The organism is Pseudomonas sp. UFMG81, assembly GCF_015354575.1.
Lineage (GTDB): Bacteria > Pseudomonadota > Gammaproteobacteria > Pseudomonadales > Pseudomonadaceae > Aquipseudomonas.
Window position 1 is genome coordinate 120,282 of the sequence record NZ_JACAFQ010000006.1, and the last position, 11,106, is coordinate 131,387.

General features: G+C 63.1%; 10 protein-coding genes. 3 read left to right on the plus strand and 7 right to left on the minus strand.

The window, feature by feature from the left end:
• The first annotated feature begins 3 nt into the window (after positions 1 to 3).
• Both IX761_RS06875 and galE read left to right on the plus strand, forming a co-directional pair.
• Complete coding sequence (locus IX761_RS06875; RefSeq protein WP_194788857.1) at positions 4 to 2,589, plus strand: cellulase family glycosylhydrolase; 2,586 nt, start codon at positions 4 to 6, stop codon at positions 2,587 to 2,589.
• 76 nt (positions 2,590 to 2,665) lie between these two features.
• Positions 2,666 to 3,628: a UDP-glucose 4-epimerase GalE gene (galE, locus tag IX761_RS06880; RefSeq protein ID WP_194788858.1), complete on the plus strand. Its 963-nt coding sequence runs from the start codon at positions 2,666 to 2,668 to the stop codon at positions 3,626 to 3,628.
• A 27-nt stretch (positions 3,629 to 3,655) separates the two neighbouring features.
• Here galE and IX761_RS06885 read toward each other — a convergent pair whose 3' ends face one another.
• The 4 genes from IX761_RS06885 to IX761_RS06900 all read right to left on the minus strand — a co-directional run bounded on the left by IX761_RS06885 (position 3,656) and on the right by IX761_RS06900 (position 7,740).
• Complete coding sequence (locus IX761_RS06885; RefSeq protein ID WP_194788859.1) at positions 3,656 to 4,453, minus strand: CpsD/CapB family tyrosine-protein kinase; 798 nt, start codon at positions 4,451 to 4,453, stop codon at positions 3,656 to 3,658.
• 11 nt (positions 4,454 to 4,464) lie between these two features.
• Positions 4,465 to 6,027 carry a GumC family protein gene (locus IX761_RS06890; RefSeq protein ID WP_194788860.1) on the minus strand — a complete coding sequence of 521 codons (1,563 nt, stop codon included), beginning with the start codon at positions 6,025 to 6,027 and terminating at the stop codon, positions 4,465 to 4,467.
• Positions 6,028 to 6,049: 22 nt separating this feature from the next.
• Entirely contained in the window at positions 6,050 to 7,120 is a 1,071-nt protein-coding gene (locus IX761_RS06895; RefSeq protein WP_228533318.1) for a hypothetical protein, read from the minus strand.
• A gap of 74 nt (positions 7,121 to 7,194) precedes the next feature.
• Positions 7,195 to 7,740 carry a polysaccharide biosynthesis/export family protein gene (locus IX761_RS06900; protein WP_194788862.1) on the minus strand — a complete coding sequence of 182 codons (546 nt, stop codon included), beginning with the start codon at positions 7,738 to 7,740 and terminating at the stop codon, positions 7,195 to 7,197.
• Positions 7,741 to 7,781: 41 nt separating this feature from the next.
• Between IX761_RS06900 and IX761_RS06905 the strand changes: the two genes are divergently transcribed.
• The gene (locus IX761_RS06905) at positions 7,782 to 8,039 is read left to right on the plus strand and encodes a hypothetical protein (RefSeq protein WP_194788863.1); all 258 of its coding nucleotides are present in this window, start codon (positions 7,782 to 7,784) and stop codon (positions 8,037 to 8,039) included.
• Between the two features lie 25 nt (positions 8,040 to 8,064).
• On the opposite strand, the gene eppA is transcribed toward IX761_RS06905, so the two are convergent.
• The 3 genes from eppA to IX761_RS06920 all read right to left on the minus strand — a co-directional run bounded on the left by eppA (position 8,065) and on the right by IX761_RS06920 (position 10,957).
• On the minus strand, positions 8,065 to 8,241 hold the full coding sequence (eppA, locus tag IX761_RS06910) for an EPS-associated small membrane protein EppA (RefSeq protein WP_194788864.1): 177 nt from the start codon (positions 8,239 to 8,241) through the stop codon (positions 8,065 to 8,067).
• Between the two features lie 385 nt (positions 8,242 to 8,626).
• A complete protein-coding gene (locus IX761_RS06915; protein WP_194788865.1) occupies positions 8,627 to 9,739 on the minus strand; it encodes a glycosyltransferase 61 family protein in 1,113 nt (370 codons plus the stop codon).
• A gap of 63 nt (positions 9,740 to 9,802) precedes the next feature.
• The gene (locus IX761_RS06920; protein ID WP_194788866.1) at positions 9,803 to 10,957 is read right to left on the minus strand and encodes a hypothetical protein; all 1,155 of its coding nucleotides are present in this window, start codon (positions 10,955 to 10,957) and stop codon (positions 9,803 to 9,805) included.
• Positions 10,958 to 11,106: the final 149 nt, after the last annotated feature.

Sequence of the window (11,106 nt, forward strand, 5' to 3'; positions counted from 1 at the left end):
GTCATGACGCCACGTGCCTTGCTGCGCGCCTTGCCCTTGCTCGCCCTGCTGTTCCTGCCCCAGCCTGGCAATGCCGGCGACTGGAGCGTCAGGGTCGAGGAGCAGAACGGCCTGCCCACCCTGAGTCGTGGCGGAGGGCCGGCGATGATCGCCAAGTTCGACTTTTGGGGCACAGACTGGAGCTGGACCGGCTTCTACACGCGCACCAAGGTGGAGGGCCCCTACCGCTACACGTTGGAGGGCCTGAACAAGGACCTGGACTTCGACCTCAAGGCACAGATCGACAAGCCCGAGGCCCGCACCCTCGCCTGGAATTTCGACCTCAACGCCCACAGCCGGCAGGCCAACGTGATGGGCGGCGGCATCGTGTTCCAGTTCGATCCGGTACTGATCGCCAGCGAGATGGGCGCCCCCGAGCTGTTGCCCGACAATCGCGGCTGGGCCTGGGGCAAGGGCGACAAGCGCCTGCAAATGCGCTTCGAGCCGCCGCTGGCCAAGGTGTATTTCGAGCGCGGCAACCCCAGCGAACTGCGCGCGTTCTTCTACAAGGACGCGATCCAGCCCGGCCGCCAACAGATCAAGGCCGAGCTGCAGGTGGGGGCCGGCGTCGATATCGGACCCACGCCCAGTGAACGCTTCGGCCTGGCCGACCCTGAGGGCTGGCCAGACGACCAGCTCGACTGGCGCACCTCGCCGGTCGACCTGGCGTTTCTCAACGCCGCAGAAAAGCCTGCCGGCAAACGTGGTTTCGTCAAGGCGGTCGGTGAGCAGCTGCAATTCGCCGACGGCACGCAGGCGCGCTTCTGGGGCACCAACCTGACGGCCTACGCGCTGTTCGGCACCCCGGACGAGGAGATCAAGGTGCAGGCCCGGCGCCTGTCGGCACTGGGGTTCAACCTGGTGCGCCTGCATCACCACGACTCACCCTGGGTCAGCCCGAACATCTTTGGCGACATGACCACCCTGCGCGACACCCGGCAGCTCAATAGCGAGTCGCTGCGCAAGCTCGACCTGTGGATCAAGAGCCTGAAGGACGAGGGTATCTATGTGTGGCTGGACCTGCATGTGGAGCGCCCGGTCACCCGCGACGACGACATCTATGCCTTCGAGGAACTGCCCAAAACCCATGGTGCCGCAGGGCTCAAGGGCTACGCCTATGTCAACGTCACCCTGCAACAGGCCATGAAGCGCTTCGCCGAGCAGTACCTGACCCACGTCAACGGCTACACCGGCCTTGCCTACAAGGACGACCCGGCCGTCGCCGCGATATTGATCACCAACGAGAACGACATCACCCAGCACTTCGGCAACGCCCTGCTGCCGGACAAGAACGTGCCCAAGCACAGCCGGCTGTTCATGGACGAGGCCAAGGCCTTCGCCCAGCGCCAGCAGCTGCCCGCCGAGCAGGTCTGGCGCACGTGGGAGCATGGCCCCTCCAAGCTGTTCCTCAACGACCTGGAACACCGCTTCGACGTCGACATGATCGCGCACCTGCGCGGGCTCGGGGTGAAGGTGCCGATCGTCACCACCAGCACCTGGGGCGGCAATGGCTTGAGCGCGCTGCCAGCGCTGACCACGGGCGATGTGATCGATGCCCACAGCTACGGCGCCGGGGGCCAGCTGGAAAAGAACCCGCTGACCAGCGATGGCCTGGTCGACTGGCTCGCCTCGGCCCAGGTAGCGGGCATGCCCATGACCGTCACCGAGTGGAACGCCGAACCCTTCCCTACCCCCGATCGCCATTCGTTGCCGCTGTTCATCGCCGGTACCGCCAGCCACCAGGGCTGGGATGGGCTGATGCAGTACGCCTACAGCCAGCAGAAATTCATCGAGGGCTGGCGCACGGCGGACAACTGGCACGCCTACAACGACCCGGCCATGCTCGCCACCCTGCCCGCCGCCGCCCTGCTCTACCGCCGTGGCGATGTGCGCAAGGCCACGACCCGCTACGTGTTCGCGCCCACGCCCGACACCCTGTTCAACCGTGCCATCACCCCCAACAGCTCGGTGCTGCTGCGCACCGCCATGACCAAGGGCCGGCTGCAGGTCGCCATGCCTGCGACGCCGCAGCTGCCGTGGCTCAAGCCGGGGGTGATCGCAGCCGGTGCGCAGGTGCTGAACGATCCGGACCAGTCCGTGCTACCGAGCGATGCCAGTTCCGCCACCACCGACACCGGCGAGCTGAAACGCGACTGGCGCCAGGGCCTGTACACCATCGACACGCCACTGACCCAGGCCGCCACCGGCTGGCTGGGCAACCAGTCGATCGACCTGACGGACATCCAGATACGTTTGCAGACCCCTTACGCCAGCGTCGCGGTACAAAGCCTGGACGGCAAACCGTTCGGCCAGTCGCGGTCGCTGCTGATCTCGCTGGGCACCCGGGCGCTACCACGGGCAGACGACAAGACGCCCTTCCATGTCGAGCCCCTGGCCGGCACCCTGAGCATCAAGGCCGCGCCGGGCCTGAAACTGTACCGGCGCAGCGCCGCCGGCCAGGAAAGCCAGCTCCCCGCCCGCTACGACGCCGGCCGCTACGTCATCGCCTTCGACGGCCGGCAGATGGCCAATTGGCTGTTCCTCAAATAGCCATCTAGAGTCTGGAAAGGCCCGCTTCAGCGGGCGCAGGGACAATTGCCCAGGCAACAGCTTCCAGGAGGTCCGCATGAGGTTCTTGGTGGTCGGTGGAGCAGGCTATATCGGCTCGCAAATGGTCAGGCACCTGTTGCAGGCCAACCATGAAGTGGTGGTGGCGGATACCACCCGCCCGCGGTACGACATCGAATGGGTTGGCCTGGACATCGCCGACGCCGATGCCCTGGATACCTTGTTCAGCCTGTACAGGTTCGATGCCGTCTTCCACTTCGCCTCCTACATCCAGGTCGGTGAGTCGGTCAGCAAGCCGGGCAAGTACTACCGGAACAACGTGGCGGCAACCCTGGTGCTGCTGGAGGCCATGGTCCGCGCCCAGGTGATGTGCCTGATCTTCTCCTCCACCGCCGCCGTGTATGGCGACCCGCAACGCATCCCCATCGATGAACAGCACCCCAAGCTTGCGATCAACCCCTACGGGCGCAGCAAGTGGATGGTCGAACAGATCCTCGAAGATTTCGACCGCGCCTATGGCCTGCGCTCGGTGTGCCTGCGCTACTTCAATGCCGCCGGTGCCGACCCGCACGGCGAAGGCGGCGAATGCCACGAACCGGAAACTCACCTGATCCCGTTGATCCTGCAGGCCGCCGCTGGCCGCCGCGAGGCGGTCACGGTGTTCGGCCGCGACTACGACACGCCGGACGGTACCTGCATCCGCGACTATGTGCATATCGCCGACCTGGCTTCGGCCCATGCACTGGCGGTGGTTTATCTGCTTGAGGGCGGCGCGAGCACGGCGTTCAACCTGGGCAACGGCCAGGGTTTTTCCGTGCAGCAGGTGATCGACATGGCGCGTGAGGTGACCGGCCGCGACATCCAGGTGGTGGACGCTCCACGCCGCGCCGGAGACCCGCCGCGGCTGGTGGCCGATGCCGGCAAAGCCCGCGAAGTACTGGGCTGGCGACCTGTGCATGACTCACTGGAAGAAATCGTGCGCCACGCCTGGCACTGGGAACAAAAATACCCCTGGCATTGACGCCAGGGGTATGTGCTCAGGCCGCGCTCAATAGTACTCGCGGGTTTCCGCTTCGGCCTTGTTCAACACCGCCCCGACCAGGTTGGCCGACCCCAGGTGGTACAGGCAGTCCTCGATATCCTTCTTGCTGTTCACCCCGTTGGCCACCACCAGCAGCACGCAATCGATCTTCGGCAGCACGGTGATCGCGTCGTCGGAGCTGAGCAACGGCGGCAGGTCGAAGATGCAGATGCGCTCGTCGTAACGCTCACGCAGGTCGGTGATCAGGTTGCTCACCCGCGGTGAAGACAGCATCTCGGTGGACAGCGCAATCGGCTCGCGGGTCGGCAGCACCACGAAGCGTGGCAGCTCCGGGTTGACCAGCACCTCGTCGAGCCTGGCCTTGTCGCTGAGCAGTTCGTTGAGCGCCTTTTCCATCGACAACCCAAGGGTGCTGCCCACCCGCGGCCGACGCAGGTCGAAATCCACCAGCAACGCGGTCTTGTTGGTGTTGCGGGCAATACTCATGGCCAGGTTGACCGCCAGTACCGTCTTGCCGGCCGCGGGCGTGGGCGAGGTGATCGCCAGGGTGCGCCAGCCGTTCTCCTCCATGGCCTGCAGCACTTGGGTGCGCAGCAGGTCGAACGGCCACTTCATGTTCGAGTTCTTGTTGTAGGCCACGATCCGGTGGCGCTCCAGATGGTCTGCCCGCAGTGGCACGATGCGGGTCTGCACGTAGTCGAACGGGTCCAGCACCTCGGTGCGCGGCACCAAGGGTGCGGGCAGTTTTTCGGCAGGTGATACCTGGTGGATGTTCTTGCCTGTTGCCGACGAATTCCTGTCCATCGCTGCATTCCCTATCCAAACCGCGCCATAGTTTTAATCAGCAGTAGATCCAGTGGCATGTACAACACATGCACCAGCAACATCAGGATAGCCGCCATCACCAGGGCGGCGATGACCGCCCATACGCGCAACTTCTTGCGCCTGGCCTGTTCGGCGTGGGTGGCGATGAACGGTACGGCCACCAGCACCCGCTGGCCCAGCACGCTTTCCAGGGCGCCGACACCGCGCACGCGCTGGTTGAGCATCTCCAGCAGCATCACCAGCGCAGCGCCACCCGCCGGTGCCAGTACCAGGCCCAGGGCGACGATCTTCTTGCGGTTGGGCTTGACCGGTTTCTCCGGCATCAACGGCGGCTCCAGCAACACGAAGCGCTCGGCCTTGTTTTCCTGCTCCAGGCTTTCGGTGATCTTCGCGCCCATTTCCTTGGCGCGGATTTCTTCGTACTTCTTGCGCGCGTTGTCGTGGTCGCGCAGCAGCGTCACCAGGCCGCGCTCGACTTGCGGTGCTTCAAGAATATCCGCCTCGTACCCCTCGATTTTCTTGCTGAGCTGACGCTTCTGCTCCGCCAGCGAGGCAATGCGGTCCTGGGCGGCCACCAGTTTGGTGCGGGCCCGGGACACATCGAGGCTGACACTGGAAGCGCCGCTGTCCTTGCTGCCCGTGGCCTGGAACGCGTCGATCTTGCGCTTGACCGCCTGCACGTCCGGGTGTGCCGGGGTGTAGCGGGTCAGCAGCCGGGCGTACTCGGCCTTGAGGCTGGGCAGGTCCTGCGGATCACTCGCACCCGGGCGTGCGCCGTCGGTCTTGGCGGCCAGGCCGGCATTGGCTGCCGACAGCTCCACCTCCAGATAGCGCAGTTCTTCCTGGGCGCTCTTGTAATCGCGGTCGACTTCGCGGAACTCAAGCTCCGAGCGCGACAGCATGCTCATGCGCAGGGCCTGGTTCTCGGGCAAGGCGTTGGCATGGGCTTGCTTGAAGTCCGCCAGCTGGTTTTCCAGGGTGGCCAGTTCCGCGCCCAGCTTGTTCGCTTCCTGGGTGAGGAACTCGGTGGTCTCGCTGGCCCGTTCGGTGCGCTGCTTCATGTTCTCGTTGAGGAACAACGTGACCAGCTCGCTGGCGACTTCCTTGGCGACTTCCGGGCGCTTGTGCTCGAACGACACATTGAACGCCACGGTGGTCTCGCCACGCCCCTTGACGAAGGTGCTGACGGTGCTGACCACGATCGCGTTACGCATCTGGTCGATCTTGTCCGTCTCGCTGAGCTGCCGGCCCCGATCGGCGAACAGGCCGTACTTGTCCATGATCCGCAGCAGGTTCTCGCGGGTCATCACGCGCTGGCGGATGACCTCGATGCGCTCGTCGGCGAAGCTGTTGTTGTTCGCCGAGACCAGCTCGGGCGAGATCTGTTGCGACTCCACCAGGATGGTGCCGGTGGCCTGGTAGATGGGCGGCACGCTGACGGCCACGGCTACCGTCGCCGCCAGGATGACCACGATGCTCACCCCCAGCAGCAGTGCCCGGTCCTTGATGATGGCGAGGTAATCTTTGACGGACATCTCGTATTCAGTCTTCATGGACGGGCACCACGCTGAAGGGTCAGAGGTCGGGGAACCTGTAGGTCAAGGTCAGGCCAACGATCGTCGCTGTTGCATCCGGAACGTCATCCTGCTGGCGCTCTTTGTACATCGCCGACAGGCGCAGGTCCCAGAATGGCGAAAACTCATGGCTGGCCCAGGCGCTGTAGGTTTGCAGGGTGTTCGGGGTCTGGCCCTTGGCGTCCTGCCAGGAAGCCTCCAGGCCCACCCGGTTGGTCTCGCCGAGCGCATAGCTCCACATCCCGCGCACCATATCCAGTTCGGCGAAGCCGCCCTCGGCGCTGGCCACGGTGCTGCGTTCGGCACTGAAGCTGGCGTCGGACCGCTCGCCCTTGTAGCTGAGCACCACGCCGCCCTCGCCTCTGTGGCCGCCGCCGGAGCCCGACACCTTGTTGACGCCCGCGTGCACGGTACCTTCGAGGCGGTCGGTCAGCTGGTACTTGACCCCCACTGTCGGTGTGTAGCTGTTCGATGCCCGCGCGCTGTCGGTCTGCTCGGGCTCATAGCGGCGCACCAGCAGGCCGGTGAACACATCGGTGCGTTCATTGAAGGCGTAGGTCAGGGTGGTCGCGTTGGCATACTCGTCGTAGCCGGTCAGGCTGGCGATGTCGTAGCGGGCATGCGAGTAGGTGGTCTGGTTGTCCAGCGTGGTGCGCGCGGTGAGCGCGTGGGTCCAGGTGCCGGTCAACAGGGTCATCTTCTGCGTGCCGTCGGTGGTCACCACACCGGTGTCCAGCACGCTGCCAGACAGTGTCGAGCTTTCGACATATTGCGCCTTCAGCCCGAAGCGCCCGTGCTCGGTGTCGCGCGTCCAGCCGAGATTGACGTCGGGGTCTTCACGGTCGTCCATCACGCTGGTGTCGGACGAGCGCAGCACATGCACACCGAGGCCCAGGTTCACCTGGTCACGGCCGTAGGTGCCGACAAGGTTGTAGGTGGGCTCGATGAGTGTGCGCATAACACCCTTCTCGTCTGACGTCAGCAACAGCGGGTTGCTGTCGTATTCGACCGTAGTGGGCACCACGACGGAAGACTGCCAGTTGGCGGCCTGAACCAGGCCGGAAAACGGCATCATCATGATTGCCGTTGCAACGCTTGTTGTTCGAATAATTGGCACTATGCGTTCTTAATATTGAGTCAGACAGATCATGGAACGACCAGCGTGTCGCCCGCCTGGAGTTGGAAGTTGGTGGACATGTCTCGCCCGGAGATCAGGTCCTTGTAACGCACCGGCATGACCTTTTGACCGCGGACCACCTTGATGGCGCTTTCGTCGGCGAATTTGTCCATGCCGCCTGACATGCTCAAGGCCTGCAACACGTCGGTGGGGCCGGCCATGGGCACGGCACCGGGCTTGATCACCTTGCCTTGCACGTAGACTTGGTTACCGGCCGTGCTGGTGATCACGGCGCTGACGTTCGGCTCGGCGAGGTAAGGCTTGAGCGCGGTTTTCACCTTCTCGGCAACGGCCGTGGCGTTCAGCCCGGCCACTTCGATGCGGCCAGCCAATGGGAAGGTGATGCTGCCATCCGGCAGCACGACAGCTTCTTGCTTGAGGGTGTCCTCCTGCCATACCGAGATGGACACCTTGTCACCCGGGTTGAGCAGGTAGGATGAGGGAAGCGTATCCGCGAAGCTGACCCCGGACCACAGCGGCAGCACGCACAACGCAGCAGACAGTAGACGTACCATGAGAGGGTCCCTCCGGCCGGATGGCCTGCAAAGAGCACTGATTGAGAACAACGCACTACTTCTCGCTCCACGCCGCAGCCAAGAATCCTGCTGCGATGGCCCCGATCATCCTGGAAGCCACACCACCTGCGACGGTCCGTCAAGGGCTGTACCGCGCGGGCTGGCTACTGGAATATAGCAATGGCTGGAAAATTGACAAGCCGTGGTTGCGGGCGGGGCCTCCAGCAACAACGTTGACCTGTCAATATACGGGCTCCCTGAACAAGAAAAGTGCAACTTTAACTGGCGTCATTTTTTAGTAGTTATGCAACAACTTGATGTGCTTCAGATTTTTCTTCTATTGGCGACGACGACAAAACCAATCACGGCAAATGCAAAGAGCCAACCCGCTGTCGCCATTGGAATGACGCTGGCGTGGCTCATATATGAGTCGGCCGCCCGAGCAGCACCACTCAACAATACCAACAAGAAGATGGACTTGATGAAAAGAGTCGAGCGCATGATGCCCTCCTGGGCAAGAGGAAAGTTATTGTTGTTTGGCGCGGGAGAAATGAATCGCTGGTGAATTTGAGCTTATGGGCACAATGACACTACGTCAACGATCCGACACCATAATAAATCTCAATCGGAGCCCACCCTCATCGTCAATTTTCCGCCAAATGAATTATGCAATGGCTCGGTCAACGGGAACGGTGGCGGATAGCTGGAAACAGCGCCGATCTTCGAAGATCCTCGCAGGGCAGATACAGCAAGTACCCACCTTGCCCTTGCTGCTCGACCGCCCCTTCAGCTGTTTCATGGCTGAGAAGCCAAATGCCAATGATTGTGCTTAGCGTCAAAACTCCAGCCAGCACAGGCTTAGGCTGGCAGCCCTGTCCTGATGGGTTCAGGCGGGGAACAGGTCCAGCGTGCGTTCCACTTCGCTGATGTCGATGCGGAAGCCATTACCCTCGGGCAGCCCCACTACAAAGCCGAAATGCTGGTGGTCGCGGTCGGTCAGGTACTTGTAGTAGCTGACAAACCGGTTTGGCGGCTGCAACGCCAGCACCGCTCCCCCTGGCTGCAGCACATTGACGCCATGCACCAGCTGGCTGCCTTCGACACCGATCACCACCCGTGCGCCAGCGCAGGCAGCGACGATGCTCGGCACATCGGCCTTCAGCGGGTCGACGACGCGAAAGCCCCGGGTCTTGCGCAGATGCTCGGCAACCTCCAGTTCGTTGCGCAGCAGACGCAGGTCGCCATCACCACCGCGCAGAAGGAATACCCCCGGGTGCGGTTCAGGGTTCACATGGGCCAGTAACTTCTGACCCATGGCCCGGTAGCGGGCATGCCGGCTGCGGTTGTTGCTCTGATCATCGAACAGCACCAGCTCGCGGAAGAACGCGCTGCGCAGGCGCAACGGGCGCATGCCCAGCCAGTCTTCATAGGCCGGCGCCTGGGTGAACAATGGAAACCTCGCCGAGGGTGCGGTCGTCACCGGCACCCCCTCATCGCAGGCCAGTGCGTAGGTGACGCAGTCTTCCATCAACCAGGTACCAAACCAGGAGTTACCGTTCTGCGTGCAATACACCGCACCACGCTCGATCTCGTGGTCGACACTGATGCGTGGAAAGGTACTGGGCTTGTGCGACAGCCAGTGGCTGGCAGCGCCCTTGTACAACGCGCCGTCGATCAGCCAGACATCCTTGAGCAAGTAACCGCGGGTGGGCCCCTGCTCCACCGTGACGCCCCCTTCCATGGTGCGCGCCGGATGTACGTAGGGATAGAAACGTGCCTCCCAACCTGTCACACGCTCCAGCTGGTTGGGCAGGTAGAAAGCGGGTGGCGAGACGGTCCGCTCGCCAGGGGCGATATCCCAGCTTTTATCGGCGATGAGCTTGATATCGACATCCGGCTGGTGCGCAAGGCGTTTGCGGGCCATGTGCCGGTATGCGGCGAGGGTCCAGGTGTTGTGCCGCACGGGCGGTGCGCTGAAATTCGAAATACCGCTTGCCATGGCATGTCCTCCCCACTGATGGCCTGGCGCGCCGCGCCGTATGCTTGCAACGCTGCGAACGGTTCAACCGGAAACGATGCGTTCCATCGTTGGCGGTGACTGCAAGGTGGCGTAACGGTCGTGCAAGGTTTGCAGAAACTGCTCGCCCGCCCCCTTGGCGCCGTACAGGTAGATCTTGTGCAAGCCGCCGAAGACCATCTCGTGGTAACGGCTGGCCACTTCCTCGTCGCTGGGGCCATCCGGCACGCCCAGGTGCAGGGTCAACTTGTTGCCTTCCACCGCGAACAACGGCGTATCCCAGAGAAACCGGGCCACGCCGGCCCGGGGCAGGCGCACGAACAGGTAGGCATGGTTGTTCAGGCCATCGATGTCGCCGCCACGCCTTCTCTTCCATTTGAGCAGGCCGTCATCCGGGCGTGCCACGCACAGGCCGATGTCGTAGTAGTCGTAGCCATGCTCCAAGGCCCACTCGAGGGCCATGAAGGTGGTGATCGAGTTGACTTCGCGCAGCCGCTTGGCGTCGCTGAACACCGCCTCGCAGTAACCGAAGCGCAAGGTGCTCCAGTAGCGCTTGCCGCCACGGGTGATCTCGCACCCCAGGTGACAGGCCACCACCTCACCGTCCAGGGTAATCAGGTCGAGGCGCCCCACCCCTTTGGCCAGGCGGAACACTTCGTCGGTGGGGAACTGCGCCGCATGGATCCCCTGGCGTGCCGAAGCATAGGGGCGCAGCAGCGTCTGGTCGGCCATGCCGATCTCGCCATCGTCAAGGGTCTGGCGCATCTGGTAGTGCGGGCGGTTCTTGCGGATGCTGCGGCGCAGTTCACCGTCGTAGCGCGCGGTGATTTCCTCCAGCGGGCGCCCCAGCGGCACCACGGCACTGAGGTAGTGCGGCACGCTCAAAGCGCCCGTCGATGGCATCTCACTCACCACCACCACGTGGCCGGCGGCGGCCGACTGGCCTGGCTGGACCTCTTCGGCCACCGCCGCCTGGGCCTTGCCGCCGATCAGCAGCTTGGCCATCTCTCGCTGTTGCCGGCGGCCGATATAGAGAATCTCGTAAGGGCTTTGCTGCTGCAGGCGAAACCGCGCCACTTCCCAGCGCCAGAAGCAGGCGCGCCCCAGCAGGTCACGCCCCTTGCTCGACAGGTTCCTGAGCTCATACCGCATGGAGGGCGAAATGAATTTTCGGGCAATAGCCGCCATTGACTGTTTCATCGTGCGCCGACATCCCTTTTCTGTTTATTGATAGATAAACCTAAAAGTAGAGCGTAATCATTCAACACTTCGAGTTAACACATTGATATTGCACGTTTTGCCATTCAACCATCGCACTCACATTCAGAAACAATTAAAGGTGGAGGAAA

Excerpts from the sequence above, each read along its gene's own strand:
- eppA (WP_194788864.1), bottom strand. The coding sequence starts at position 8,241 with ATGCGCTCGACTCTTTTCATCAAGTCCATCTTCTTGTTGGTATTGTTG.
- IX761_RS06875 (WP_194788857.1), top strand. The coding sequence starts at position 4 with ATGACGCCACGTGCCTTGCTGCGCGCCTTGCCCTTGCTCGCCCTGCTG.
- IX761_RS06900 (WP_194788862.1), bottom strand. The coding sequence starts at position 7,740 with ATGGTACGTCTACTGTCTGCTGCGTTGTGCGTGCTGCCGCTGTGGTCC.
- IX761_RS06885 (WP_194788859.1), bottom strand. The coding sequence starts at position 4,453 with ATGGACAGGAATTCGTCGGCAACAGGCAAGAACATCCACCAGGTATCA.
- galE (WP_194788858.1), top strand. The coding sequence starts at position 2,666 with ATGAGGTTCTTGGTGGTCGGTGGAGCAGGCTATATCGGCTCGCAAATG.
- IX761_RS06915 (WP_194788865.1), bottom strand. The coding sequence starts at position 9,739 with ATGGCAAGCGGTATTTCGAATTTCAGCGCACCGCCCGTGCGGCACAAC.
- IX761_RS06895 (WP_228533318.1), bottom strand. The coding sequence starts at position 7,120 with ATGCCGTTTTCCGGCCTGGTTCAGGCCGCCAACTGGCAGTCTTCCGTC.
- IX761_RS06920 (WP_194788866.1), bottom strand. The coding sequence starts at position 10,957 with ATGAAACAGTCAATGGCGGCTATTGCCCGAAAATTCATTTCGCCCTCC.
- IX761_RS06890 (WP_194788860.1), bottom strand. The coding sequence starts at position 6,027 with ATGAAGACTGAATACGAGATGTCCGTCAAAGATTACCTCGCCATCATC.